The organism is Desulfurivibrio alkaliphilus AHT 2 (assembly GCF_000092205.1).
GTDB lineage: Bacteria > Desulfobacterota > Desulfobulbia > Desulfobulbales > Desulfurivibrionaceae > Desulfurivibrio > Desulfurivibrio alkaliphilus.
In genome coordinates, this window is record NC_014216.1 from 1,964,604 (window position 1) to 1,988,885 (window position 24,282).

Consider the following 24,282-nt stretch of genomic DNA (forward strand, 5'->3'; position numbering starts at 1 on the left):
GCTTACCGATCGGCCTGTTCCCTTATTTGCCACAGGGGGGTGATGCGCCGAATACGCACCGGCGGCAACTGCTCCCAATGTATTGACCAGCGGCCAGGCTTGTCGGCCGGCCGGCAGGGGGTGAGCCCGGTCTCGTCCAGGCGCTGATCGGCCTGGACATCCCAGGGCTCAATGGGCAGGTTTTGTGCAACGTCGCCGGCCGCCGCCACCACCGTCACGTTGGCCGCCAAGGCGCCGGTGGCGGCCAGAATGGCAGCCGCCAGGTCGAAAAACCCTTTACCGTCGCCCAGCATCGTTCCCCGGCGGTCCACCGCCAGGGCTTCGGCCACCAGCAGGCTTACCTGCAGGTCGGCCAGCCGGGCGGTGGCGAGTTTCCGGCCATGCTGCAACATCCCTTTGGGGCTTACCGCCTGGGCCAGACGGCCGAAATTGATGGTATACGGGGAGAGGAGATAAAAACCGTCGTGGAGCGAAGGGGCCGGCATCAGCAAAGCTTTGCCGTCCAGCAACAGATTGATCCGGAGCTGCTTGAGCAGGGGAGACGGCGAGACAAAAACACACTGGGCCCGCCGGTAGGGCTCAAAGGAACGCAAGTGCTGGGCCAGCCGACCGCTGAGAACCGCTGGTAAAGCCTGATAGCGGGAACGCAGCGCCTTTTTGGCCGCCCCCGGGGTCGTTAAGCTAGAGTCCGGATTTGGCGGCATTGCTAAGTATGGTCAGGGACGCCACCGAGCCCCCTGCCGGCCCCCGCTGGGTGAAAGCTGCATCCACCGGGGCGGCGGCCACCATGGTGCCGTCACGCAGTTGCCTGAACCCGTATTCCACCAACTGGCCGACATCTTCCCACATGGTGTCGCTGCCCATCAGGGCCACAATTAACTCCTGGTTGCCGCGCTTGAACTTGCCCACGTAAGTTTGGCGAGCCGCCCTGGTAAAGCCGGTCTTACCACCCTCCGCCCCGTTGATCTGCCACAGGGCCCGATTGTTGGTGCGCAGGGTCTGGCCGAAATTGGTGGAGGCGCTGGTGGTACCGAGCCGGCGGGCAAACTCCGGATTCTGCATGGAGCGATGCAAAATGATTGCCAGATCCCGGGCCGTGGACTGCTGGCCGCGGGCGGTAAGGCCGTTGGAGTTGTGGATCACGGTATTGGTGGCCCCCATGGCTCGGGCCTTGCTGGTCATCAATCGGGCAAAGGCCGCTTCACTTCCGGCAATCCGTTCCGCCAGGGCCACGGAGGCATCGTTGGCGGAGCTCAACAGGGTCGCATTGATCAGATCACCGGCTCGATAAGAGCGTCCAGCCTGGAGATAAATCTTGGAACGGGGCATTCTCGCCGCCCGGGCGCTGGTGGACACCAACTCTTGATCCCGCAGCGACTGCATGGCGATCAGGGCGGTGACTATCTTGATGGTGCTGGCCGGCTGTCGCGGCTGATCGGGGTTTAAAGCAAAAAGCAGGCGCCCGGTGGTGGGATCGACCACCACGGCGCTGCGGGCCGTGATTCGCTGTTCCAGCAGGGCCGCATCACGATTGAGACCGGCCCGACCGCCCCCGCCGGGAGGGCTTTTGACCAGCTCGACATCATCCGGGCACAGGACCACTCGGGACGACGTCGGCGCTGAGCTTACCGAGCCATTTGAACCCTGGGCCACCGCGGCGGCACCAGGTGAGGCCTTGTGAATGGTGGTCAACACCTGACCGGCCTGCACCCCCTGGCCTGGCCAGGCAAGCAGCAGACTGCAACACAGCAGAACCTGCAGGGCTCCGGCGATACGCATCCGCTCTCTCCGTGCTTTTGCTTGAAAAACCCTTACATCCCCTGTTAATAGTGAGGATGCACCTCCTTGATACTGGTCTTTAAGAGCTATAGAGAAGAGATCGGCAAAAATCAAGGAAAAAATTAAAGGTTTTTTCTATCGGCCCGTTTTTTCTTGCATAAACAACATAGCCAAAAACAGAACCCCCCACTACATCTCGTGTTTGGCCGATCAGCCACCACAATATCTAGGCCTGATCGGGGTTTTCAGAGGATCTCGCCATGGCCGACATTTTTTTCGCTTCCCTGTGCTGCCGACATGCGCTGTTGACCTGCTGGTTGCTCCTGACCCCCGCCGGAGCAGTCCATGTAAGCTTTTCAGCCGGCGACCATCAGCGCGCCATGGCCAAACTGCTGACCGCTGCTCCCAAAACCATAATCCCACCGGCCACGGGAACTAATCTCGGGGACCGCTCACCGGCTTTTTATCGCCGTCTTCCACCCACACACCCGGCCATCAGGGCCGGAGCGGAACAGACAAGGAGCGAGATTCTGGCCTATCTGGACGGCAGGACAACGGACCTTGTGGCGCCGGCGCTATCCCCCTTTCTGCTGGCGGGAACCCCTTTTCAACAAAGGGTGTGGGCCCGGTTAAGCCTTATTCCTTACGGAGAGACCTGTACCTACGGAGAAATCGGCACTGCCTTGGGAAATCGGCACCTGGCCAGGGCCGTGGGTGCGGCCTGCGGAGCCAACCCCTGCCCTTTGCTGATCCCTTGCCACCGGGTGGTGGCGGTCAACGGCCCGGGAGGTTTCAGCGGCGGGGGATTGGCAATCAAGAAAAAGTTACTGGCTCTGGAAGGTACAGTTGCAAAAGAGAGGCCTTAGCGGATCAAAGGCCCCGCTGGCGCTACGATGCATCAGGGAGTTAGCGGGAGGAGGGGGCGGCGGCTACTCGTTTTCAAGAAACTTGAGGACCTGGGCCGGGATATCCTTCAAGGGCAGGATCTTGTCGACGCAACCCAGCTCGATGGCCTCCTTGGGCATCCCGAAGACCACGCTGCTGGCCTCATCCTGGGCAATGGTCCGGGCGCCCGCCTCCTTCATTTTCAGCATCCCTTGGGCGCCGTCCTTGCCCATGCCGGTAAGGATCACCCCGATGGCGTTGGCCCCGCCGTAGGCCGCCACCGAGTTGAACAGGACATCCACCGCCGGGCGCTGATAACAGACCATGGGGCCGCTCTTGATGTTGACATAATAGCGGGCCCCGCTGCGGCGCATCACCATATGGTAGTTACCCGGGGCGAGCAGGGCGGTACCAGGCACCACCGCATCACCGTCTTCGGCCTCCTTGACCCTGATCTGGCAGAGGCTGTCCAACCGTTCGGCAAAGCTGGTGGTAAATTTGGCCGGCATATGCTGAACAATCATGATACCTGGGGAGTTGGGGGGAAACTGGGTCAGGACCTCTTTGAGCGCTTCGGTACCACCGGTGGAGGCGCCAATGGCAATAAGCTTATTGGTGGTGCGGGTGAGGGAAAGCTTGGGGGCCACACTGCGGGGCTGGGTAATCACCCGGCGCCGCTGGCTGACGTCAACCTGGGCGGCGGCCCGAATTTTCTCGGCCAACTGGGCGCTCATGTCGCCCACCGAATAGGCCTCGCCCGGCTTGCTGATTACCTCCACCGCCCCGATTTCCATGGCCTCCAGGGCCAGGCTACCGCCCTCCCTGGTCAGCGAACTGACGATGATCACCGGCAGTGGCAGATAACGCATCAGTTTGCGCAAGAAGGTGATCCCGTCCATCCGCGGCATTTCGATGTCCAGGGTGATCACGTCGGGCTTAAGTTCGACGATCTTGTCCCTGGCCACGTAAGGGTCGGGAGCGGTGGCCACCACCTCGATATCTTTTTCGCGCGACAGTTCCTCGGTAAAAACTTTGCGCACCACGGCGGAATCATCCACCACCAGCACTCTAATCTTACGCATAGTCACGCCGCATCATCGGTTCTGATTGCATGTCTTAAAAGGGGCAGTTTTTCGAGGCTGCCCGGTGAATGTACGTCCGGCCATTTTTAAACTGGCAGTTATCACTTGCTGAACACGACCCACAATGAGCCGAAGTCGGTATTAAAAAGCAGCACCCCGGGTTGCTCAAGCAACTCTCGCACGGAAAATTCATCCAGCAGATGAGCCTCCGGGATGTGCAGCCTGGCCTCGCCGCCCGGGTCAACCCGGCCCAGCAGACTGCCCACCGCCATATTGGCGGTTTCCTTGGCCGTATCCAGCATCTGCGCCTCACTGACCTCGCCTTCGTCGACCCCGAGAAAGTTCATGGTAATATTGCGCGCCAGGCGCCGGGGCAGACAGAGGGTAAAACTCCCTGATTCAGGGCCGTGATAGGCGATATTGGCCTGGATGTAATCATCATCGCCACTGAACGCCGCAGCGCCAGGCAACTCATCGATGGGCTCAAGGAAGGTAAAAAACATGGTTTCGAAAACCTCGCTGAAGGTATCGTAGATCATTTGCCGGAATTGCTCATCCATGGGAAGATCCTTTGGCTTGGGTTAAGGCGGTTTTAAAAATCCATCCCATCATCGTCGGCGGCCGGCTGAGAGGGTGTCTCAATCTTGTGCTGAAAGGCCTTTTCCAGCACATCATACAAAATGCTTTTGATGGTCTCGGGCTGAAAGGGTTTTTTAACATAACCGTCCACCCCCAACTGCCTGGCTTCGTCCATGCGGGCAGCGCTGGACTCGGTGGTGATGAAGACCACCGGAATATGCCGGAATTCCTCGTGCTGCTTCACCGTCGAAAGCAACTCCATCCCGCCCATAACCGGCATGTTGATATCGGAGAGAATCACATCGACCCACTTGTTTTCCAGAATTTCCATGGCCTCTTTGCCGTGTGCCGCATCAAAAAACTCGCCCACCGGCACCCCGGCCATTTCCACGGTTTTCTTGATCACCACCCGCATGGTCGCAGAATCATCCGCCACCAGAATGTTAAATGCCATTATCTTTTCCTTTTACCACGGGTTGTTCTCAACAGCTTCCGGCCGCCCGGAAACCATTTGGCCACTGCGCGCCCCCTGCAACACGCAATGCCGGCACTGCACCGGGCCGCCCCCAAAAGACGGACCGATTAAAAAATCCAGAACCGCCGGCCGAATCGCTATAGCCGCAGCAACTCCTCAGCCTGCTCCAGTTCCTCCAGCAGGCTGACCATGGCCAAATCCAAGTGCGGCTGGCTGATGCCAAAACGGCGCAGGCCTTCGCCCTTGAGCCTGGTGGCCAGGCCGTCGGCCCCCACGCCAATGCCGGCGGAAATCACCAGGGCATTGCTCAGTGCCACCAGGGCGGTCAAAGGTTCTCCAGCCAAGGCCTCGGGGTCGTGATGCAGCTGTACTGCTCTTTGCATCTCATCGGGAAAATCCCAGCGCTTCAGGATCATTCCTCCCAGTTCGGCATGGGTGATGCCCAGGATATCTTTTTCCGCCTCCACAAACGAGGCCTTCTCCTGGGTGACCTTGGCCATAATCAGCTCAAAATCATCGGAAACGAAACTACTTAAAAAACGTTTGCCGATATCATGAAGCAGGCCGGCGGTAAAAGCGGTGCCCGGCTCCACCTCCTTGATCTTCCCCACCAGGTGTTTGGCCAGCACCCCCACCGCCACTGAATGGCGCCACAGCTCCCCCTGTTCCAAGGCATAGCCGGCCCCCACCTCTCCCTTAAAATAAGCGGCACTGCTGCTGGCGACAATGATTTCCTTCAAGGGCTCATGGCCGATCATCACCAGGGCTTCGTTGAGCGAGGAAACCTTCCTGGCCAGGCCGTAATAGGGTGAGTTGCAGATCTTGAGCACGTTGGCGGTGATCACCTGATCATACTGGATCACCTCGGCCAGGGTTTTGGCCTCCACCTCAGGGTCGGTCAGCAACTCCATAACCCGCCGAGCCACCTTGGGAAAGGGTTGCACGAACTCTATCAAGTTTACAATTTCTTCAACTCTGCTCATAGTTCGAACTCTCCCCGCCCGGAAACCTTCAGCATGGTCCGCCCGGTACCCACCTCGATGCTGACGGTGCGGTTGCCGGACTCGCCGACATCTTCGGCGGTCACCATGATCTTATTTTTCCAGAAAATCTTCCGCAGCACCGCATAATTACGCTTACCGATATTAAAAATACCGGAACTGTCCATAATTTGCGACCCCCCTACCACTTTTACCACCAGACGGCTCTTGGTCGCTCCGTACTTATAAGTCTCTTTGAACAACCGGGGGATGCCGGTATCGGCAAACATGAAAGGTTTAAGCTGGGCCTTCTCCTTGTCCAGGGAAGAGTCGGGCAGCATATAATGGAGCATACCGGCGACCTTGGCCACCGGGTCCCAGATCACCACGCCGATACAGGAACCCAACGAATAGGTGATCAACACATCCTCAGGATTGTTGCTCACCTTCATATCCGAAATACCAACCACGATTTTCATGCCACCTGGATCCTCTCACCCCCCTCAGGGCTTGCCACCATCGGTTCGCGCCCGCTGTTTATGTTATGCTCTTCTGCTCTGATTTATTGCCGGTCCGGCGCCCCGCTCAACCTGCTTTCCGGTAAACCGTGGAAGCCGCCGGCACAAAATTGTGCTTCAAGCTGGAAATACTCTCCGAGTGCCCGATAAACAGGTACCCCCCGGGAGCCAAAGATTGATAAAATTTGTTAACCAACTGCTGCTGGGTCTCCCGGTTAAAATAAATCATTACGTTACGGCAGAAGATAATATCCAGCGAGCCGTTCCAGGGAAACTGGTCCATCAGATTGAAACGCTCAAAACTGATGCGCCGGCGCAGGGCATCCTTGATCCGCACATGCCCGGCCGCCCGCCCCTGCCCCCGTTGAAAATATTTTTTAAGGTAGTTCTTGGGCACCTTGACCACCCGGTCCATGGGATAAACACCCCGCTGGGCGTGGGCCAACACCCTGGTGGAGATGTCGGTGGCCATGATCCGGTAACCCCAACCCGGCTGCTGTTCAAAAAAATCTTCGGCCACCAGGGCGATGGTATAGGGTTCTTCGCCGGAAGAGGAGGCTGCCGACCAGATAACCACCTCCTTTTTGCCGTTGCGGCGGGCCACCAAGTCCGGCAAGGCGTGGTCGGCCATGAACTCAAAATGACTGTTTTCACGAAAAAAACTGGTAAAGTTGGTGGAGACGACGTCGATCATCTGCACCAGCTCTTCACCGCTGGTGTCGTGGACCACGTGGTTATAGTAGTCGCTGAAACTGTCAATCCCCAGGGCGCGCAATCGCTTACCCAGGCGGGCGTTGAGCAGTTCTTTCTTTTCCGGCTTAAGGTAAATCCCGGCCTTTTCGTATACCAGGGCGCTGAATTTCTGGAACAACGCGTCGGTGAGCTGGGTTTTGCGCAGGCTGCGGTTATCGTAGTAATTGGCTGTCATGCAGGTTGCCGCCGGCGGAGCAGGGCCGGTCTCACATCTCCTCGAACTGGCGCAACAGACCTTCGCCAACAACCCGATCAACATCGAGAAGAATCTTGACCTCGCCTTTCACCTTGGCCATCCCCAGGATATTATCACTCTCGGAGGATGATCCCATGGAAGGGGGAGGTTCTATCTCCGAGCCGGCGATATTCACCACTTCAGAAACCGAATCGACCACCATCCCGACCTGCACGGCACTGTTGCGCCCCTGCACCTCAACCACAATGACACAGGTCCGCTCGTCATACGCCTTGGCCGCCATACCGAATTTTAGCCGCAGGTCCATCACCGGAATCACCCGGCCACGCAGGTTGATCACCCCTTTTATGTAGGGCGGAGTGTGCGGCACCGCAGTGATCTCCATCACCCCGATGATCTCCCGGACCTTCAAGATCCCGACCCCGTACTCCTCGTTGGCCAGAGTAAAGGTAAGGTACTTGCCGGCCAGCTCACTGACCCCCTGCAGGCCCTCGCCGGCCCGCCTGTCTGTTTTTTCCGCCGCTAATGTCATGTCTCCTCCTCTTAATGCAACAGGTTATCGGCGCTGGTAAACGGTTACACTTATTCTGCCGCCGAGGCGATTACCCCGGCCAGATCGAGGATCAGCCCAACCCGGCCATCACCCAAGATGGTTCCTCCGGCCACGCCACGCACATCCGACATCCCGCCCAGGTTTTTGATCACGACTTCTTCCTTGCCCAACAACTCGTCCACCATCAGGGCACGGCGGCGGCCTTCATTCTCCACCACCACCACAATGGCTTCGCAAGGGTCGGTATGGGTCGGGTTCTCAACGCCGAACAGCTTGTAAAGCCGGATCACCGGCAGCAGCTCGCCCCGCACCAGCAACGACTCCCCGCGCCCGTGGACGGTGTTGTAATTCTTGCGCTCGGGCTTCATGGATTCCTGAATGGCGGTGGTGGGGATGATATAACGCTCGCTGCCCACCCGCACGATAATACCGTCAATGATGGCCAAGGTCAGCGGCAGGCGAATGGTAAACAGCGACCCCTTGCCGGGCTGGCTTTGCACTTCAACCTTGCCGCGCAACTTTTCCACCGCTTTTTTAACCACATCCATGCCCACCCCCCGGCCGGAAACATCGGTGATCTGGTCGGCGGTGGAAAAGCCGGGCATGAAGATCATATTGTTGAGTTCATGGTCGGAGAGGTTGTCGCCGGGCTGAACCAGACCCCGGCTTTCCGCCTTTTTCCTAATTTTAACGGTGTTGAGCCCTTCCCCGTCATCCTCGATCTCAATGACCATGTTGCCGCCCTTCTGGTAGGCGCGCAGGCTGACCTTGCCGGTGGGCGTTTTGCCATGCTTGACCCTTTCATCGGGGGGTTGAATGCCGTGATCCACCGAGTTGCGCATCATGTGCACCAGGGGATCATAGATGGAGTCCACCATGTTGCGGTCAATCTCGGTGTCCGCCCCTTCCATGACCAGGTTCACTTCCTTGCCGCTTTTCTTGGAGAGATCGCGAACCAGGCGGATCATCTTGTCGAAGGTCTGCTTGATGGGCACCATTCGCATGGACATGGCGGTGTGCTGCAGATCGGAAGTGATCCGGCTGAGCTGGGAAAAATCCTTGATCAGCTTGGGGTCGGCGATCTTGGCCACCAGCGGATTCTGGCGCACCAGCGATTGCATGATCACCAGCTCGCCCACGGCATTGACCAGGGCGTCGAGTTTCTCAACATCCACCTTGATGGAAGCCCCCATTTTTTTCCGGGGGGTAGCCTGGCCATTGGCGGCGGCCGGAGCGGGGCTTTCGCCGCCCTGTGGCCGCCCTGCCCCGGCCGGGGCTGGCATCGCGGCTTCGGGGGCTGTTGCCGGTTCAGCCGCGCCAGCGGAAGAGGACTGGGCTTCCCCGCCGGCAGGAACTGCCGCTGCAGCCGGCGCTCCGGTGGCGGCGCCGGCCGCTGCTGTGCCGGTTGCTGCCACGGGGGCCTCCGGAGCGCTGGCGGCCGGACTTTTTCCCTCTTGGAGGGTCTGGATATGCTCGAGTTGGGAGGTTATATCCAGATCCTGGTAGTACTCCGGGCCGTTTTCCAGCACTTCCTTGATATTTTCCACCATGCTCCGGAGCGTATCGCCAACGGTCAGGACCAGATCGATGACATCGGAATCCATCTCACGTTTGCCGTTGCGGACATCATCCAGAAGGTTTTCCGTGGCATGGGCCAGTTTATTGATGGTGCGGAGGTTGAGAAAGCCGGAAACCCCTTTGATGGTGTGAAAAGGACGGAAAATATTATTGACGATATCCAGGTCGCCGGGGTTTTGTTCCAACTCCAGGACATTGACCTCAATGCTCTCCAGGTGCTCGAAGGCCTCTTCGATAAAGCCCCCCAGCAACTCCTTGTCCTGGAGGAAGTCCGGGACGCCCCCCCCCACGGCCGGCGCTTGCTCCAAGGCGGGTGCCGGCGGTGCTTCTGGCGACACCTCCGCCGGGGCTTCAGCCGCCGCGCCAGGTTCCTTATCTTGGGCCGGCAAGGATTCCATCGGGGTCGCCTCTTGGGCCGGTTCCTCGGCCAGGGACTTGTCGCCACCCAGCAGGTCGGCAGCCGTAACGGGGTACCCGGCCTCGCTAAGATGCTGGGCAAAAGCGGCCACCCCGGCCTCATCCATATCGCTTCCCTTGCGGACCGCCTCCTGGATCTGGGTGATGGCCTTGCCCAGCAACTCATAATTTTCCGCCGAGTCAGACAGCTCGCCCATGATCATCCGCTCCAGGGCGGATTTGAAGGCATGGGCCATGGCATGAAGGACCGGCAGATTGGCCGCCTCGCCTTCAGTGGCCAGCAGATCCTCCGCCGCCGCCAGCAAATCACCCACCACCGAGAGATCACCCGGCTCGACCATGAGAATTTTCACGGCCATATCATCGAGAATTTTACTTACCGCATTTTCATCCTGGGACATGGTTATTCTCGGTTCCGTTAGTAATCGGCGGCACGGCCGATGGGCAGCCAGCAACATTTATTGATTTAAACCGGCCTCACCTACGCATAGTGCCCAAAAGACGCGACAAAGACAAGCTTTTTCTCATTCATTATCAAAAAGCTCAGGATTGCCGACGGCCTCGCTCCGTTCCCGTAACTCCTTAAGCAGGCCGGGGGCCAGCCCTTCCAGATAATCTTCCACCGAAGCCAGGTTGTCCATGACCCGGTCAATGATGTCACTGTCGGGATAACGGCTGATGATGCGGCGCAGCAATTGCCATGATTCCCCGGCCAGTTCGACCGCCTGCTCCGGTTCATCGCTGCGGCGGGCCCGAACAAAAAGGGAGGCCGCCTGCCGCCGCAGCTCGGTGGCTGCTTCGCGCGCGGCCTCGGCCATGCGCTGGCGAGCCTCTTCCCGGTATTCGCTTTCCAGCAGGCGGGCAAAAAGGGTAATCGCTTCATCGTATTGCCCCAGGCCCAGCAGCCGATTAGCCTCTTCCCATTGAATGGACAGGGCCTGCTGTTCCAACTGTCGGCGCCGCTCCGCCGCCACCCGGCGGGACTCTTCGGCCTCCGTCAGCATTTGGCGAACCTGGCCCTCCTGCTCCCGACTAAGGTTTTCACGCAAAAGCGCCCCCAACACAGCCACGGCTTCATCGAAAGCGCCCTCTGCCAGCGACTCTTCCACCCGGCCCAATTGCCCGGCAAACCAGGCCTGGGACTGCCGCTCAACCTCATCGGCCAGCAGGCGGGCCCTGAAAGTCAGGATGCCGGCCGGGAAGCGTTCCTCCAGGCGCTGCATGCGCTGCTGCATGCCGGCCGGAATGGCCCGACCATCGAAAAGCACCGCATCTTCCAGCAATGCCATAAACAGCGAGCGCTCTTCCCGGCTGGCTGGAATTTGACCGCGCAACAAACGCAACTGATCATCCACCCACTGCCGCTGTTCTTCCGCCGCCGCATAGCGGGCAGCTATTTGCTCATACTGACTGAGGGCCTCATCGGAACGCCCGGCGACCAGCAGCAGATCACCCCGCAACCGGCTTACGGCGGAGGTGTCCATCATCGCCACCGCCATGGCTTTTTCCTGTTCAGCCAGCAAGCTCAATGCAGGATCCCTTTCCCCGGCCCGGAAAAGAGCCAGGCTGATTTCCTGCAACAGGGCAAACGGCAGGATGCGGTCGGGATAAATCCAGCGCCACTCTTCCAGGGTTTGCCGCACTTCCGAGGCTTTGCCCCGGCTGGCATAGTGCTGCAAAACGGCCTGCAACTGCTCGGAGGCCACCTCGTGAAACTGATCCAGCCGGGCCGCCACCGTTTTTTTAGCCAGCCGGTGATAGGTACCGCAATCTCCGGCCACAAACTCCCGGTCGGCCCGGTAAGCCGTGCTCAAAGCGGCAACCGCACCGCTCCAGCTGCCGCCGGCTTCCCACTCCAAATCGCGCAGCTTTTCCCGGGCCAGCTCAAAGTCGTCCGCCACCTGGTCAAGCTGGGCCAGGCACTGGCTCCAGCCGGCTGGCCACTGCTCCCTGGGGACCAGTTCGGCCAGGGCGGTGGCAAGCTGGTGCCACTCCTGCCGTTTGGCCTGATAGTAAGCCAGCCGGGGGGTCAGGTTTTGCTCTTCCGCCGCCACAAAGCGCAGCAGTTCATCCGGATCGAAATCGGGACGCACTGTCGGCGGCGGCTCTTCCGGCTCCGGCAAGGGCTCGGCCACCGGTCGCGGCTCCACTTCCGGCACCGGCATCGGCACTGCCACCGGCGGCGGCTTGGCACAGCCAAACAGGGTAAAAACTCCCAGCAACAACAATCCGTAAAGGTATTTTTTCGGCAACACTTATCTCCCCCCGGGCGAACTAAACGCCTTGGCGTAAGCGGTCACAGGGCACCCAAGGTTGCGGCAAGCAAGACGCTGATGCGTACAGTAAGTACGTAAACCGGCTCGATCGCCGCGACCTGCGGTGCCCTGTGACCGCTTGATGTTAAAACTATTCGGTGTAGCGCCAGTAAGGTTCAAAGAAACGCTCCAGCACCAATTCTCCGGGCCCGTCAGGATTGCCGAAGGTGGTGATTTTAGCGCCATCCCGAGCTTCCGGCCGCTCCCGGTTCGGATTTCTGCTTACCACACCGCCGCGGCCGGCTTCAACCGGAATCTCTATTTGAGCCAGAGCAGGATAGCGCACCGGCACCCTCTCCTGCCCGGAAAAAGCCAGATCCTCCAGGTCCAGGCCGGCGGCGTAAGCGCCATGCCGGTAAACGGCCTCGGCCAGCCGGGCCCAGACCGGCATGGCCCCGGCCCCGCCGGTGACCCTGGTCACCCCCTGCACCATGGGCCGATTATCATCGTACCCCACATAAACGGCCAGGGTATGTCCACGCCCCAGGGAAAAATGATCGCGTTCTCCGGGGCTTGGCAAATAGCCGGCAAAGGCGGCATTAAGGTAGCGGTTGGCGGTACCGGTTTTACCAAAAAGCGGGACCGCCAGGTCAAGCTCCGCCAGAATCTCCTGGCGGCCGGTGTCGGTGCTTTGCAGGCGCATCTGGTTGGTGGCGCTGCGACCGGTGCCATGCTCCATGGTATTGTAAAGAATATCGCTGACCGCCAGGGCGATCCGGGGGCTGAAAACCCGCCGCTGGGTCCGCTGGGGCTCATAGATCACCTTGCCGTCGCTGGCCTCGATTCTTTTGATAATGGCCAGTCCGCCACCGTCCACCCGGGGGGCGTTCAGCGATAGCCGGCCGTCCTGGAACGACTCATAAATTCTGCCCAGCTCCAGCAGACTTATGGCGTTGGATCCCAAGGGGAAAGAAAGCACCGGGTCCAAACGGCTTTCCACCCCCAGTGCCCGACTCAGCCCCACCAGATACTGCAGGGCGGTCATGACCCGAAAATCCCTGATCCGGTAGAGCACCTGCGGGTCATAAGGGGGGTGAGAGGCCAGGCGCCGATATTCGTCCTCCAGGTATTGCTCCAGCAAATCCAGGGTCTCCACCCGCAAGTGACCATCCAGCAAAACCTCGCCCCAGAAACGCCGGGGAGCAACCCCGGCGTCGTCCGGTAACTCGGCCGGCTCCCGGAACTCGACCGGCCGCCAACCGCTCTGCCGCCGCCCTTCGCTGTAAATATAGGCGCCGCTTTTTTCATCCCGGTACAAGCGGCCCGAAGAACGGGACTCGGCCAACTCCGGCTCGTTGGCAATCAGTACCCGCAGGTTGTCCCGCAACTCCATGTAACGCAACACATTCTGCTCCAGAATAGCCAGCCTGGTGCGCCCTTCCCGTTGATCCGCCGCCGAACTGCCGGGGGCGAAAAATTCATCCTCAACCTCCTCCCGGTAGCGGTCGAAGTTGGCCCCGTAATGGAGTTTTTGTAAAAACTCAAACTCTTCCACCAGGCCATCAAAGAGCAGATCCGGCTCAATAAGTTCCACTGCCCGGGCATAGGCCGCATTGTACAGAGCGGTACGATCCACCACCACCCCCATCCGATCCCTGATCCGCTGCACGTAAGCCTCCCGGCTTTCATGCTGCCCCCGGGCCAGCCCCAACTCCTCGACCAGTTCGGTGAACCTGGCCGGCGACAGATGATCCAGCAAATGGTAAAGTAGCCAGATGCTGGCCAGGTTTTCCGAGGTAACCCCGGCCCAGCTCATAGAAACCTGCTCATTGCGGATGGCCTGGAACGGCCGGGGGAAATAGGCCTGCTTCTGGTAGGTGAAAACGTTGCGGCGGTTTTCCAGGGTATCGGCGCTGTTCCAGCCCAGCTGCAGCGCCGCGGCATAGACCAGCGGTTTAATCGCCGAGCCCATGGGCCGGCGGGCGGTTACCGCCCGATTGTAATGCAGATTGTCGACCCCACCGACCATGGCCCGCACCACCCCCTCCTGCAGGGCCAGCACCCCCCCCTGCAGCTCCGGATATTTCTCCAGGTTCAAGCGCAGTTCGCCATCCGCCCGCCGCTCGCGCACGCTCACGTAAACCAGATCGTCCTGGTTCAGCTGGGCCAGCAACCGGGCCAGGTCAGCGGCGGTGGCTTCCGGCCAGTGGCGATTGGGCTGACGAAAATGAGCCAGCGGCTGGAGCAGGTTAAACAGGCCGGCCCGATCAAGGTAAGCCGGTGGCGGCGCTTCCCCCACCGGAGACCTGGGGCCGGCCAGATCCACCCTGACCTCCGGGTTGCGCTCCGAGCCTTCGATGGCGGTTATGCGGCCCACCATGAAAGGGGCCGGCTGCTGCCGCCAGTCACCGCCCCGGGGCAGCTCGGCATAGACCTGCTGCAAAGCCTGGTGATCGTAGCCCAGCAGGCGGGTATCAAGCCGGGAAAGCTCCGCTTGCAGCGCATGGTGGCCCTCGTTCTGCAGATCGCCATCCACCGTGGTGATGACCCTGATCCCGGAAGTCGCCACGTTGTCGATCCCGTGTCGACTTAAAGCCTCCACCACCTCCGGCTCGCTCAACCCTTCCCGGACCAGGTCCAGCAGGGTGTTCAAGGCATAGGCCATCCGGCCACGATTAAAGGGAATCTCCTGCCCGCGCACGGCCGCCAGTTGCTGTTCATCCAGGTAGTTTTGCCGGTACATCTGCTCCAGCACGTAGCCGGTCCGCTGCCGGGCTCGCCGGCGGGCCCGCTCTTCACGTTCCTCATCGCGCTGGATAAAGGGATTGTAATGATTCGGCCCCTTAACACTGCCGGCAATAAAGGCGCTTTCCAGCAGGTCGAGCTGCTCCACCGGCTTGTCGAAAAAGTACCGCGCCGCCATCCCCAGCCCCCGGGCATTACCGCTGACAAAAAACTGATTGGCGTAAAATTCCAGGATATCTTCTTTTTCGTAATGATACTCCAATCGCAGGGCGTAGAGCAGCTCCCGCAGTTTGGACGCCAGCGAACGATCCCGCCGCTCGAACAGGTTCTTGGCGGTCTGCTGGGTGATGGTGCTGCCCCCCTGCACCACCCGCCGGGCCTTGATATTGGCCAGGGCGGCCCGGGCCACCCCGGTGAAGTCGATCCCGTAGTGGTCAAAAAAGGAGCTGTCTTCAGCGGCCACGATGGCGTGGACAAAACTCTCGGGAATCTGCTCAAAATGGACATACTGGCGATGGGCCTGCTCAAAAAAGACCCCCACCCGGCGGGCGCCGTCCCGGTAATACACCGGGCTCTCCATGGCCAGGATTTTTTCAATATTTTCCCGGCTGATCTCCTCGCCCGGGCTGATCACCACCAGCCAGAACAGGGTCGCGGCGATCAGCAGCAGGGAGGTGACCCCCCCCAGCAGCGAGGTATAAAAGATTTTTTTCAGCATAATTAAAAATACTCGATTTTACTGGTTGGTGCAGCCGCCACGGAACCGGCCGCAACCGATATCTGCTTGCATATCCGCCGTGAGTCAAGTAAAAAACGGCAGCTTAGGCGCACCGGGCCTGCCCCCTTGCCCGGCCGGCGTTGCTTAGCACTGACATTATCGTTATTGCTGGTATTACGGAGCAGCAATTATCGTAAAAAGTTTCATCTTTCTATAAGCCAGGAGATGTTTTGCCATGCAGTCACCTCCACGCAACTGGGCGGTAGCGGCCACCGCCACGACCGGTTTTTCCACCAGGCGGCCGGCTCGACCACACCCCGGTGGCCTGATCCTGCTCGCCACCCTGCTCGGCCTGATAGCCGGACTGGCCGGCTGCACCACCGGCAAAGTAGCCCCCACCGCCCAGGAGCACCACCAGCCCCCTGTCGTTGCTTTCCAATACACCATCCCGGCGCCGCCGCCAGACCCGTCGCTCCATGATGAGGCCGGCGAACTGACCCCGGCCGAGCCGGACCAGTTTCTGGAGGAAGAGCTGGCCCGGTTTGAAGCGCTGGGCGACTGGGACCCCGCCGCAGACTCCGAGGAAGAAATCAACGACACCGTTTATGACTTCCCGGTGGTGATGAACAAGCATGTCGAATTTTACCTGGACTACTTCCAGAACGACCTGCGGATCACCTTTGAGCGCTGGCTGGCCCGCTCCGGCCGTTACGTGCCGATGATCCGGGAAAAGCTCCGGGAAGCCGGGCTGCCAGAGGATCTGGCCTATCTGCCGATGATCGAAAGCGGCTACAGCCTCACCGCCTATTCCCGGGCTCGGGCAGTGGGCCCCTGGCAGTTCATGGCACCCACCGCCCGCCAGTACGGCCTGGCCATTAACGACTACCTCGACGAGCGCCGTGACCCCATCCGCTCCACCCAGGCCGCCATCAACTTTTTAGGTGACCTTTACGAAGAGTTCGGCTGCTGGCACCTGGCAACAGCCGCCTACAACGCCGGCGGCGGCCGCATTCGCGGAGCCATGCGCCGTTTCAACAGCGACGATTTCTGGGAGATCTCGCGGAACAATCATCTGGCCCTGGAAACCCGGCATTATGTGCCCAAATTGATCGCCGCCATTATTATCGCCAAAAACCCGGAAGAGTATGGTTTCGACAATATAGCATACGACGAACCTCTGCGCTACGAAACCCTGCAGGTTCCCCGCTGGACGGCCCTGGAGGCGGTGGCCCTGGCCGGCGACTTTGAACTGGATGAATTGCACGACCTTAACCGCCAGTTGCGGCGCCTGGTCACCCCGCCGGAGCAGGCCAATTACACCCTGCGCCTGCCGCAGGGCAGCAAGCAGCAGGTGGCAGCCAAACTGCCCCGGGTTCGGGCGGTGGCTGAAGTCGAGTACCGGACCCACGTGGTCCGTCGCGGCGACACCCTCACCGGTATCTGCAACCGCTACAACATCAACAAAACCACCTTGCTGAAGGCCAACAGCCTGCGCTCGGAACAACTGATTATCGGCCAGCGCCTGCGGATACCGACTCAGAAAACCGCCTACGTCCTGCTGCCTGAAGGGGCCGACCCCCAACAGGCCGGACTCACCGGGGCCGGCCCCGACGGACTGGTACTGCACAAAATCAAGCCCGGGGAATCGATGTGGGTTATCGCCCGGCGCTACGGGGTCAGCATCGACACCCTGGCGGCCTGGAACGACATCAGTGATCCCCGCCGGATCAGAGCCGGCCAGCAGCTGGCCCTCTACCTGAAGCCGGCCCCGGGAGAAAAGCCGGTCCTGGCGGCCAGCGGGAGCAAGCAGCCCGCCGGCGAGCAGTCACAGCCCGAGGTTACCTACTACCAGGTCCAGGGCGGCGACACGCTCTGGTCCATCGCCCGCAAGTTCCAGACCACCGCCGAGATGATCCGCCAGTGGAACCAGCTCAACGGCGACTTGATCCATCCCGGCAAAAAGCTGCTCATTCGGCTCGCCGAGTTGCGCTAAAGCAGGGGATTATCCGGTGCCCACGAAGCCCTCTTTAACCGGCAAAACCGCCCTGGTGCTGGGGGCCAACCGGGGCATCGGGCGCTGCCTGGCCCTGGAACTGGCCCGGCGGGGGGCTACGGTGATGGCTGGAACTTACGACTGGCCGGCCGACACCGCCTCATTAACCCGGCAACTGCAAGAGTTGGGCTCCCAACACCGGGTGCTCACCGCCGACCTGCAAACAGCGACGGCGGTGGAGGAGTTTTTCACCACCCTCCGGCAGCACTGTTCCACCCTTGATTTCCTGATCAACAATCTGGAACGCGGCGGCATGCCGGTGGTGCACGGACCCTATACCGAACAGCAGTGGGACCTGGAGATCAACACCACCCTTAAGGCCAAGTGGTGGGTGATGCGCCAGGCCCTGCCGCTGCTGCAAAAAACGGCCCGCCACCGGGACCCGGCGGCGGTGGTGGTAATCTCCTCCATCGCCGGGCAGGTAGGCCGCAGCGGCCCCGCCGGGTTGATCTTCAACGACGCTTATGCCGCCGCCAACCGGGCCCTGGCCTCCTTCACCGCTACCTGGGCCCGGGAAGGGGCCCCCACGGTGCGGGTCAACGAACTGATGCTGGGCCTGATCAAAACCCGCCACGCCGAAGAAACCCGGGGCTGGGGCTTGCTGTCGGAAGAACAGCGCCGGACCCTGCACGACCACACCCTGCTGGGCCGCAGCGGCGATCCGGAGGAAGTGGTTAAAGCAGCCCTTTTCCTGCTGACTGAAGCCACCTACATGACCGGCTCCACCCTGCGCCTGGACGGCGGCTACCTGCTGGGCGGAGAGAGGGTGCCCCCCATGCCTCCGGGCATCCTGTAAAGGCACAGCAGCACCGCATCTTGCGGCGATCGGACCGTAACCGTTCAGCAGTGCCGCAGGTTCGGGCAAGCAGCCAAGCGCAGCGTACCCCTGTACGTAAGCTTGGCTGATCGCCCGAAGATGCGGTGCTGCTGGACGGTTACGCTTGTCAGGGCTGTTCTGCGGCCCAGGCGGGAATCTGGTGGAGGATCAGCTCCACCGCCTTGGCCTTGAGTTCGTCCTCTTTTTTGGGCAGGGACCCTTCCTTGGCTGCCAGTTCGGCCATGATCTCCTCGGCGTCGAACCAGCACAGCTCCCGCTCGTTTTTATCGTACACGGTGAGCACCCGCCGATCCGGTTCATGAATATGCTCTTCCTCCATCACCGCCCCCACCAGTTTCAACGCCTCTTCATAGGGTAAAAAACTCACTTCCTCACTCATCGCCTCACCTTTTTATTGGTTTATGTTAATCTGGTTTGTTTTTTGGTCACCACATTAGCCACCCGGCAGGCTTACCGCCTGGGCCAGACAGTTGCGGGAAAAGCCAAAGCCGGATATGTTGCCGCCATGACAGCACATACCTCCAATCACCGGGCCCGAACCCTGTTTTTTCAACCCGGCGAACGCAATATCTTTTTTCACCTGCTCACCGGTTGCAACCTCAGTTGCCGGCACTGCTACATCAACCCCGACCAGCACGGCCGCGGCCCGGTCTCGCGCCATGAACTGATGCAATGGCTGGAGTTGTTCGCCACCCCAAATCAGGAAAGCAACCTTATCTTTCTGGGCGGCGAACCCACCCTCCATCCCGATCTGGTCAGCGGCGTACGCCGTGCCCGGGAGCTGGGCTACCGGGGGATCACCATCGACACCAACGGCTACCTGCACCACAACCTGCTGGCCCGACTGGCGCCCGACGAAGCGGTGCTGAGCTTCAGTCTGGACGGCCCCACACCGGAGATCAACGACCCCATCCGGGGGGCGGGGGTTTTTGCCACCTGTACCGCCAACCTGCAGCAGGCGGTTGCAGCGGGCTTTGATGTCAGTCTGATCTTCACCGCCAGCCGGATGAACATCGACCACCTGGCGCAAATGCCGGCCCTGCTTGAAAAACTGGGGTGCCGCCGTTTTTTTATCCAGGTCATCGGCATCCGGGGCAAATCGGCCCGGCCGACCGACTCCCCAACCAGGCCGCAAACGGAGCCGGTTCTACAACTCAGCCCCGAGCAGTGGCGGGAAATCGTGCCACAGGTGGCGGCAGACGCCGCCGCCCGGGGGATCAGGGTTATCTACCCCAAGGTTTACCTGGAGGCCGGCGAGCCCTTCCAGTGCGCCGGCTTACAGCAACAGAGCTACTTTATCTTTCCCAACGGCCGGGTTTACCTCTGCCCGCTGTGCGAAGATTTCCCCCTGCATGCCTGGCAGATTGAAAACGGTCGCCTGGTCCCCAACCCCGGCCTCACCGAGAGGCAGCTTTTCACCCTGGAGATCGCCGAAGGCTGCGTGATGAACAAGCTGCTCCAGCCCGGCAACATCGACTATGACCCCCAGGGCCGCCCCCGCCACCGCATCTCCTGCTGCCTGCTCAAACAAGAAGTACAGCCGTAAGTGATCGCGGGGCACCCCACCTTGCGGCGATCAGCCCGGCTTGCGTACCGATGTACGCGGCGCCGGGCTGCTTGCCGCAATCTGGGGCACCCCGCGACCGCTTACCCGCTTACTCATTTGGATTATCGTCACGTGCGGGGTGTGCCGTAATCAGTTCCAGCAAAGACGTTTGGCCCCCACCCCCTGGCCACAACCAACTGCCTGGAACTTTCCTTGCCCGGAACACCACTCCTGCGTAACCGCTCACCAGGGGTACTAACTTACCGTTTTAACGGGCTCCGCCGGGGGGGGCAAAGATTTTGCCGATTAAAATCCCCGCTTCATACAGCAGGCAAAGCGGCACGGCCAGCATGAAGGCGGCCACCGGGTCGCCGGCCACCAGCAGCAGGGAGATAATGATCATCCCGATATAGGACCAGGTCCGGTAGCGCACGAAATAATCAGCGGACACCAATTCCAGCCGGGTGGCCATGACCATCAGGAAGGGCAGCTCAAAAGCCAGGCCGAAGGCCAGGGAACTGCGCACCACAAAATTAAGATAGGGCGCCAACTTGAGGTGGGGATGAATTTGCTCGGTGGCAAACCAGAGCAGAAAAACCAGCAACTGCGGCAACACCACAAAGTAGGCAAAGAGTGCCCCGCCGGCAAAGAGCAGAAAACCCCACAACGCCACCTTGATCGCCACCACCTTTTCCCGGCGGTGCAACCCCGGGGCGACAAACATCCACACCTGATAAACCGCCACCGGCAGAGCCAGAATCACCCCCAGCAACAGGGACAACTTCAGGTAACTGAGCAGGGCCTCGGGAAGAGCGGTGTAGACCAGCCGGCTGAGTTCGGGGTCGATCCGCACCAAAGGGCCGGAAAGATGGCGAACCAGATCTTCGACAAACCAGTAAACCACGGCACTGGCCAGCACGATCGCCCCGATAACGGTGAGCAGACGCCGCCGCAACTCCCGCAGGTGGGGAGTAAAGTGAGAGGCCAGGGCGCTCATGAACCCGCAGAGGCTTTCGGCGGCGGGTCACCTTCGTCGCCGGCCACCGACTCATCATCGGCAGCAGCGCCGGACTCGGCATCGGCGGCCTCGCCCTGCTCCACCCCCGCTTCCCACCCGGTATAGGCCTTTTCCGCCTGTTGCTGTTCATCGGTGGTCAAGCGGGGCAAGGGCTTTTCCAGATCCCGGCTCCAGCTGTCGACGTCGCCGACCTCCTGTTCCACGTTCTCCTGCAATTCCTGGACGGCCTTTTTCAACTCCAGCACGCCGCGGGCGATGGATTTGGCCATTTCAGGCAATTTGTCGGGGCCCACCACAATCAGGGCCACGGCCAAAATTATCAGCAGTTCAGGCAAACCAATGCCAAACATAGAGTTCTGTCCGGAAGCAAAGCGAAATTATCATCAAGCAAGAATAAGCACGTCGGGAGCAATCTACGGCAGAGCCCGGCCGCTGTCAAGTTATCCGGCTGCACGCCTTTTCTGGCGATTGACTTTTGGGGGGGCGTTGGCTATGTTGCCTACGTTTGCGCGCTGTGGCGCAACGGTTAACCGAACAACAAATTTAAAAGCAGGCAGGAACAAGCCATGGCCAATGTGATAATTGTGGGCACCCAGTGGGGTGATGAGGGCAAGGGGAAAATCGTCGATCTGCTCACCGGGTATGCCGACAGCGTGGTCCGCTTCCAGGGCGGCAACAACGCCGGCCACACCCTGGTGGTGGAGGGCAAGCAGTACATCTTTCACCTGATTCCCTCGGGCATCCTGTATGAGGACAAGCAGTGCTTCATCGGCAACGGGGTGGTGGTGGACCCCGCGGTTTTACTGCAGGAGATGAAAAAGCTGGCCGACCAGGGGCTTCCGGTCAACCCCCGGCGGTTGATGCTCAGCTCCCGGGCCCACATGATCATGCCTTACCACAAACTGCTGGATGCCGGCAGCGAGGCCCAGTTGGCCACCGGCCGCAAGATCGGCACCACCGGGCGCGGCATCGGCCCCTGCTACGGCGACAAGATCCTGCGCCGAGGCATCAGGCTGGGCGACCTGCTGGACCGGGAGACTTTCCGGGAGCGCCTGCAGGAGAACCTCGAAGCCAAAAACTTCCTGCTGACCCGGCAGTACGGCATGGACCCACTGCAGTTGGACCCGGTCTACGACGAGTTCATGCAACATGCCGAGCAACTGGCGCCCTTCATCGGCAATGTCGCCCTGGCCCTGGACCGGCAACGGCGGGAAGGCAAACACATTCTCTTTGAAGGTGCCCAGGGCACCCAGTTGGATATCGATCATGGCACCTATCCCTTTGTCACCTCTTCCAACACCATCGCCGGCAACGCCTGCACCGGCAGCGGTTTTGGGCCGGCCCACATCGATGCGGTAATCGGGATCCTCAAGGCTTACACCACCAGGGTAGGTGAAGGCCCCTTCCCCACCGAGCTTTTTGACCCCACCGGCGAGGCGCTCCAGCAAAAAGGCGGCGAGTTCGGGGCCACCACCGGCCGCAAACGCCGCTGCGGCTGGCTGGACGGGGTGATCGCCAAAGAGGCGATACGCCTCAACGGCATCACCGACCTGGCCATCACCAAGCTCGATGTGCTAAGCGGCCAGCCGGAGCTGCAACTGGCCACTGACTACCAGGTCGGCGACAGCACCCTGGAAACCATGCCCGAGAACCTCAAGGATTACCAGCAACTGCAACCGGTCTACGAGAAGCTGGCCGGCTGGAGCGAAGAGATCCGCCACGCCCGGCACCCCGACGACCTGCCGGCCAAGGCCCGGGCCTACATCAAAAGAATCGAAGAGTTCACCGAAACCCCGGCCACCATCCTCTCCGTGGGCCCGGGTCGCGAAGAGACCATGCTGCTACGCAACCCCTTCACTGGGTAAACGGGCAGCAGCACCGCATCTTGCGGCGATCGAGCCGACTTGCGTACTGATGTACGCGGCGCCGGCTCGCTTGCCGCAACCTGCGGCACTGCTGCCCGTTTACCTTTGGCAATGAGTCGCTATTTTGGTACCTGGCGGGCTCCTTTGAGGACTTCGGACATGTCTTCGGCCATCACCGCCAGCATGTTGGGCAGGGGGGGAGCGCCCCGGGAGGGGCGGATGGGGGGCAGGGAGAAAGATTCCCTGATCCGGTTCCAGGTGCCGACATCGTGGTGATCCACCGGCTGGTCCATGGCCTGGGCGATATGCCAGACGGTGTTGCCGCTGTGGACATTGATCAGGCGTATGGACATTTCCGCCCTTGCCCCTCCCAGCTCGGTGGCATCCAAGGCCCGGTGCAGGCGCCCGGCCAGCACCAGGTCGACGCCGGCCTGGCGGCCCTGAGCAATGGCATCTTCAAAGTCGCCGTAAGGGCGGCGGCTGGTCACCACCCGCGGAAACACTTCCTTGGCCAGCAGAACATCCCGAAACAGGGCGGCCAGGGCCTCCCCCTGCGCCGCTTCATGATTGGCCGGCACCCTGAAGGGCAGCACCCCCACCGTGGCCTGACGATAATGGCCGGGTTCCGCAGGGTGCAGATAAACCACCGGCGCCCCTTTGACCGGCGGCACGTAAATACTGCCCGGTTGCTGCTGCTTGGCGCCACAGGAGGCCAACAGCAAAACCAGCAGCAAAGCGCAGCCCAGCAGCCGTAACGGCTGGCCAGACAACCCCCGGCCGATGCCGCCGCCTTGTTCCTCCCAGGCGATGCTCTCAAATTTACTTTTTTTCATCGCTCGTACCCCGAAAGCCCGACATCCTGCAGTCCCTCTACCCGGTGCCGGCCCATGGTCGTGCCCTCTTGCAACAGATGATCAATGGCCGGTGAACGCTGGATTTCCATCCCGGCCACCGACAGCACTGTCCGGGAGGCGGCGTCCACCAAGCGCAGGTTAACGATCACCGTCTGCCGGGTTAACGAATAGGTGCCCGCCACCACCGCATGGGCCTCATGGGCCCGGGCCAGCCGTGAAACGTCGCGGGAAAGCACCAGTTCACCGCCGGGGTCGCGGAAGATCAAGGCCTCCGCCTTGCGCACCTCCTCCACCGCGAAACCGCGTCGGAAGAGCTGGGTGGCCAACGACTCGCTCAGGGTCCGCCCGAAGCGGCTGGAGTTGTCCAGGTTATCGAGGTCCACCAGGGAGGTCAGGATCAACCGGGTGCCGCCGGGTTGCCCGCCCCGGCGGTAATTGCCCACCAGTTGCCCGGCCAGATCTTCACTGATCCCGAAAAAATCCGGGCTGATCACTGAAATGGTGGCCCCGGTGTGCACCGGCCGCGGCTCCGGCTCACTACTCCTGAAACCACAGCCCCCCAAAACGAGCAGCAACACGCCCGCAAAAGCGGCCC

22 protein-coding genes are annotated in these 24,282 nt (G+C 60.8%); 5 read left to right on the forward strand and 17 right to left on the reverse strand.

Going from position 1 to position 24,282, the window contains the following annotated elements; genetic code table 11:
- Positions 1-2: 2 nt before the first annotated feature.
- Complete coding sequence (locus DAAHT2_RS13920) at positions 3-704, reverse strand: 5-formyltetrahydrofolate cyclo-ligase (RefSeq protein WP_013163895.1); 702 nt, start codon at positions 702-704, stop codon at positions 3-5.
- Complete coding sequence (locus tag DAAHT2_RS08555; protein WP_013163896.1) at positions 682-1,779, reverse strand: D-alanyl-D-alanine carboxypeptidase family protein; 1,098 nt, start codon at positions 1,777-1,779, stop codon at positions 682-684. The genes DAAHT2_RS13920 and DAAHT2_RS08555 overlap by 23 nt, the downstream gene beginning before the upstream one ends.
- A gap of 260 nt (positions 1,780-2,039) precedes the next feature.
- Between DAAHT2_RS08555 and DAAHT2_RS13925 the strand changes: the two genes are divergently transcribed.
- A complete protein-coding gene (locus tag DAAHT2_RS13925; RefSeq protein ID WP_013163897.1) occupies positions 2,040-2,645 on the forward strand; it encodes a methylated-DNA--[protein]-cysteine S-methyltransferase in 606 nt (201 codons plus the stop codon).
- Positions 2,646-2,708: 63 nt separating this feature from the next.
- Here the strand turns inward: DAAHT2_RS13925 and DAAHT2_RS08565 are convergent, their stop codons facing one another.
- The 10 genes from DAAHT2_RS08565 to DAAHT2_RS08610 form a co-directional block, all read right to left on the reverse strand.
- Positions 2,709-3,746, reverse strand: coding sequence for a protein-glutamate methylesterase/protein-glutamine glutaminase (locus DAAHT2_RS08565; protein WP_013163898.1), 1,038 nt, complete (start codon positions 3,744-3,746; stop codon positions 2,709-2,711).
- Between the two features lie 101 nt (positions 3,747-3,847).
- Positions 3,848-4,306 carry a chemotaxis protein CheX gene (locus DAAHT2_RS08570; RefSeq protein ID WP_013163899.1) on the reverse strand — a complete coding sequence of 153 codons (459 nt, stop codon included), beginning with the start codon at positions 4,304-4,306 and terminating at the stop codon, positions 3,848-3,850.
- 32 nt (positions 4,307-4,338) lie between these two features.
- On the reverse strand, positions 4,339-4,779 hold the full coding sequence (locus DAAHT2_RS08575) for a response regulator (protein ID WP_013163900.1): 441 nt from the start codon (positions 4,777-4,779) through the stop codon (positions 4,339-4,341).
- A 158-nt stretch (positions 4,780-4,937) separates the two neighbouring features.
- Positions 4,938-5,783, reverse strand: coding sequence for an HDOD domain-containing protein (locus DAAHT2_RS08580; RefSeq protein WP_013163901.1), 846 nt, complete (start codon positions 5,781-5,783; stop codon positions 4,938-4,940).
- Positions 5,780-6,259 (reverse strand): chemotaxis protein CheD, encoded by a 480-nt coding sequence (locus tag DAAHT2_RS08585; protein WP_013163902.1) that lies wholly within the window; start codon positions 6,257-6,259, stop codon positions 5,780-5,782. The genes DAAHT2_RS08580 and DAAHT2_RS08585 overlap by 4 nt, the downstream gene beginning before the upstream one ends.
- Before the next feature lie 106 nt (positions 6,260-6,365).
- Positions 6,366-7,226, reverse strand: coding sequence for a CheR family methyltransferase (locus DAAHT2_RS08590; RefSeq protein WP_013163903.1), 861 nt, complete (start codon positions 7,224-7,226; stop codon positions 6,366-6,368).
- 31 nt (positions 7,227-7,257) lie between these two features.
- Positions 7,258-7,779, reverse strand: a complete 522-nt coding sequence (locus DAAHT2_RS08595; RefSeq protein WP_013163904.1) for a chemotaxis protein CheW — start codon at positions 7,777-7,779, stop codon at positions 7,258-7,260.
- Positions 7,780-7,829: 50 nt separating this feature from the next.
- A complete protein-coding gene (locus DAAHT2_RS08600) occupies positions 7,830-10,196 on the reverse strand; it encodes a chemotaxis protein CheA (RefSeq protein ID WP_013163905.1) in 2,367 nt (788 codons plus the stop codon).
- A gap of 123 nt (positions 10,197-10,319) precedes the next feature.
- Positions 10,320-12,050: a hypothetical protein gene (locus DAAHT2_RS08605; RefSeq protein ID WP_157861447.1), complete on the reverse strand. Its 1,731-nt coding sequence runs from the start codon at positions 12,048-12,050 to the stop codon at positions 10,320-10,322.
- Positions 12,051-12,201: 151 nt separating this feature from the next.
- Positions 12,202-15,513: a transglycosylase domain-containing protein gene (locus DAAHT2_RS08610; protein WP_013163907.1), complete on the reverse strand. Its 3,312-nt coding sequence runs from the start codon at positions 15,511-15,513 to the stop codon at positions 12,202-12,204.
- A gap of 235 nt (positions 15,514-15,748) precedes the next feature.
- Here DAAHT2_RS08610 and DAAHT2_RS08615 point away from each other — a divergent pair, with 235 nt between their 5' ends.
- Together DAAHT2_RS08615 and DAAHT2_RS08620 are read left to right on the forward strand one after the other, a co-directional pair.
- Positions 15,749-17,506 carry a LysM peptidoglycan-binding domain-containing protein gene (locus DAAHT2_RS08615; RefSeq protein ID WP_013163908.1) on the forward strand — a complete coding sequence of 586 codons (1,758 nt, stop codon included), beginning with the start codon at positions 15,749-15,751 and terminating at the stop codon, positions 17,504-17,506.
- A gap of 16 nt (positions 17,507-17,522) precedes the next feature.
- Entirely contained in the window at positions 17,523-18,362 is an 840-nt protein-coding gene (locus DAAHT2_RS08620) for an SDR family NAD(P)-dependent oxidoreductase (protein WP_013163909.1), read from the forward strand.
- Positions 18,363-18,510: 148 nt separating this feature from the next.
- On the opposite strand, the gene DAAHT2_RS08625 is transcribed toward DAAHT2_RS08620, so the two are convergent.
- Positions 18,511-18,783 carry a hypothetical protein gene (locus DAAHT2_RS08625; protein WP_013163910.1) on the reverse strand — a complete coding sequence of 91 codons (273 nt, stop codon included), beginning with the start codon at positions 18,781-18,783 and terminating at the stop codon, positions 18,511-18,513.
- A gap of 126 nt (positions 18,784-18,909) precedes the next feature.
- Here DAAHT2_RS08625 and DAAHT2_RS08630 point away from each other — a divergent pair, with 126 nt between their 5' ends.
- Positions 18,910-19,950 carry a radical SAM protein gene (locus DAAHT2_RS08630; protein WP_013163911.1) on the forward strand — a complete coding sequence of 347 codons (1,041 nt, stop codon included), beginning with the start codon at positions 18,910-18,912 and terminating at the stop codon, positions 19,948-19,950.
- Positions 19,951-20,218: 268 nt separating this feature from the next.
- Here DAAHT2_RS08630 and tatC read toward each other — a convergent pair whose 3' ends face one another.
- Both tatC and DAAHT2_RS08640 read right to left on the reverse strand, forming a co-directional pair.
- Complete coding sequence (gene tatC / locus DAAHT2_RS08635) at positions 20,219-20,947, reverse strand: twin-arginine translocase subunit TatC (RefSeq protein ID WP_013163912.1); 729 nt, start codon at positions 20,945-20,947, stop codon at positions 20,219-20,221.
- The gene (locus DAAHT2_RS08640; RefSeq protein WP_013163913.1) at positions 20,944-21,318 is read right to left on the reverse strand and encodes a twin-arginine translocase TatA/TatE family subunit; all 375 of its coding nucleotides are present in this window, start codon (positions 21,316-21,318) and stop codon (positions 20,944-20,946) included. The genes tatC and DAAHT2_RS08640 overlap by 4 nt, the downstream gene beginning before the upstream one ends.
- Before the next feature lie 216 nt (positions 21,319-21,534).
- Between DAAHT2_RS08640 and DAAHT2_RS08645 the strand changes: the two genes are divergently transcribed.
- Positions 21,535-22,833 carry an adenylosuccinate synthase gene (locus DAAHT2_RS08645; RefSeq protein ID WP_013163914.1) on the forward strand — a complete coding sequence of 433 codons (1,299 nt, stop codon included), beginning with the start codon at positions 21,535-21,537 and terminating at the stop codon, positions 22,831-22,833.
- 119 nt (positions 22,834-22,952) lie between these two features.
- Here the strand turns inward: DAAHT2_RS08645 and DAAHT2_RS08650 are convergent, their stop codons facing one another.
- The gene (locus tag DAAHT2_RS08650) at positions 22,953-23,666 is read right to left on the reverse strand and encodes a hypothetical protein (protein ID WP_013163915.1); all 714 of its coding nucleotides are present in this window, start codon (positions 23,664-23,666) and stop codon (positions 22,953-22,955) included.
- Positions 23,663-24,205 carry a FlgO family outer membrane protein gene (locus tag DAAHT2_RS08655; RefSeq protein WP_218914993.1) on the reverse strand — a complete coding sequence of 181 codons (543 nt, stop codon included), beginning with the start codon at positions 24,203-24,205 and terminating at the stop codon, positions 23,663-23,665. Before DAAHT2_RS08655 ends, DAAHT2_RS08650 begins: the two co-directional genes overlap by 4 nt.
- Between the last annotated feature and the right edge of the window lie 77 nt (positions 24,206-24,282).

Bases quoted from the DNA above. Each gene is read 5' to 3' on its own strand.
- tatC (WP_013163912.1), bottom strand. From the start codon at position 20,947: ATGAGCGCCCTGGCCTCTCACTTTACTCCCCACCTGCGGGAGTTGCGG.
- DAAHT2_RS08610 (WP_013163907.1), bottom strand. From the start codon at position 15,513: ATGCTGAAAAAAATCTTTTATACCTCGCTGCTGGGGGGGGTCACCTCC.
- DAAHT2_RS08600 (WP_013163905.1), bottom strand. From the start codon at position 10,196: ATGTCCCAGGATGAAAATGCGGTAAGTAAAATTCTCGATGATATGGCC.
- DAAHT2_RS08555 (WP_013163896.1), bottom strand. From the start codon at position 1,779: ATGCGTATCGCCGGAGCCCTGCAGGTTCTGCTGTGTTGCAGTCTGCTG.
- DAAHT2_RS08565 (WP_013163898.1), bottom strand. From the start codon at position 3,746: ATGCGTAAGATTAGAGTGCTGGTGGTGGATGATTCCGCCGTGGTGCGC.
- DAAHT2_RS08595 (WP_013163904.1), bottom strand. From the start codon at position 7,779: ATGACATTAGCGGCGGAAAAAACAGACAGGCGGGCCGGCGAGGGCCTG.
- DAAHT2_RS08625 (WP_013163910.1), bottom strand. From the start codon at position 18,783: ATGAGTGAGGAAGTGAGTTTTTTACCCTATGAAGAGGCGTTGAAACTG.
- DAAHT2_RS08590 (WP_013163903.1), bottom strand. From the start codon at position 7,226: ATGACAGCCAATTACTACGATAACCGCAGCCTGCGCAAAACCCAGCTC.
- DAAHT2_RS13920 (WP_013163895.1), bottom strand. From the start codon at position 704: ATGCCGCCAAATCCGGACTCTAGCTTAACGACCCCGGGGGCGGCCAAA.
- DAAHT2_RS13925 (WP_013163897.1), top strand. From the start codon at position 2,040: ATGGCCGACATTTTTTTCGCTTCCCTGTGCTGCCGACATGCGCTGTTG.
- DAAHT2_RS08630 (WP_013163911.1), top strand. From the start codon at position 18,910: ATGACAGCACATACCTCCAATCACCGGGCCCGAACCCTGTTTTTTCAA.
- DAAHT2_RS08645 (WP_013163914.1), top strand. From the start codon at position 21,535: ATGGCCAATGTGATAATTGTGGGCACCCAGTGGGGTGATGAGGGCAAG.
- DAAHT2_RS08570 (WP_013163899.1), bottom strand. From the start codon at position 4,306: ATGGATGAGCAATTCCGGCAAATGATCTACGATACCTTCAGCGAGGTT.
- DAAHT2_RS08585 (WP_013163902.1), bottom strand. From the start codon at position 6,259: ATGAAAATCGTGGTTGGTATTTCGGATATGAAGGTGAGCAACAATCCT.
- DAAHT2_RS08650 (WP_013163915.1), bottom strand. From the start codon at position 23,666: ATGAAAAAAAGTAAATTTGAGAGCATCGCCTGGGAGGAACAAGGCGGC.
- DAAHT2_RS08640 (WP_013163913.1), bottom strand. From the start codon at position 21,318: ATGTTTGGCATTGGTTTGCCTGAACTGCTGATAATTTTGGCCGTGGCC.
- DAAHT2_RS08615 (WP_013163908.1), top strand. From the start codon at position 15,749: ATGCAGTCACCTCCACGCAACTGGGCGGTAGCGGCCACCGCCACGACC.
- DAAHT2_RS08575 (WP_013163900.1), bottom strand. From the start codon at position 4,779: ATGGCATTTAACATTCTGGTGGCGGATGATTCTGCGACCATGCGGGTG.
- DAAHT2_RS08580 (WP_013163901.1), bottom strand. From the start codon at position 5,783: ATGAGCAGAGTTGAAGAAATTGTAAACTTGATAGAGTTCGTGCAACCC.